The 684-nt window shown below is 79.1% G+C and carries 1 protein-coding gene; it reads right to left on the bottom strand.

Annotated features, from left to right (window positions below):
- Positions 1 to 684 (bottom strand): AMP-binding protein (locus tag HTZ82_RS06950; protein ID WP_175408407.1); only part of this gene is annotated, 684 nt, incomplete at both ends.

Genomic DNA, 684 nt, shown 5'->3' with positions numbered 1-684 from the left:
CAGCTCGCCCGTCGGGGACGTACGCGCGCCGACACCGGGCAGCGGGGCGCCCACGAGGTCGCCGGGTCCGGTGTAGGCGGCCTTCTCGGCCTGCTCGACGGCGGCCGCCGGGAACAGTTCGGTGAGCGCGTACACGCCCCACGCCTCGTCGGCGCCCGCGTCCTTGACGCGCGTGAGGAGGCGGGCGCTCGCCGGTGCGGAGCCCGTCCACACCCGCCCTGTGAAGCGGGCGCCCTCGGCCAGGGCGGCACGGAGCTGAGGCGGGGTCAGGTAGGTGGCCTGCGGGGCGAGCCGGTGGGTCTGGCGCGCCAGGACGCGCGGCGACCGGGCGGGCAGGGCCACGGGGGCGCCGCCGGCGAGGGACGGGACGAGGACGAAGAAGGTGCCGCCGAGTACGGGCCGTCCGGGCCGGGGCCGTACGAGTTCGGCGACGGCGGCCATGCCGGCGGCGAGGGAGTCCCGGGAGTGGACGACGGCACGGGGCCGTGAGGTCGTGCCGGACGTGAACACGATGACGGCGTCGCCGTCGTGGTCGGCCGCCCGGGGCGGTACGGCGGTGGAGGCGCCGGCGTCGAGGGCGGGCGCGCAGCCGGGCAGCCGGGGGCCGAGCGTGGCGACGGGCCCCAGTTCAGCGAGGTCCGGGAGGGCGAGGTGGGCCCGTCGGGCGAGCGGCCCGGCCCATCC

The organism is Streptomyces sp. TRM64462, assembly GCF_013362995.1.
Taxonomy (GTDB): Bacteria; Actinomycetota; Actinomycetes; order Streptomycetales; family Streptomycetaceae; genus Streptomyces.
Note: the sequence above shows the minus strand (reverse complement) of the source record. Positions and strands in the feature narration are given on the sequence as shown.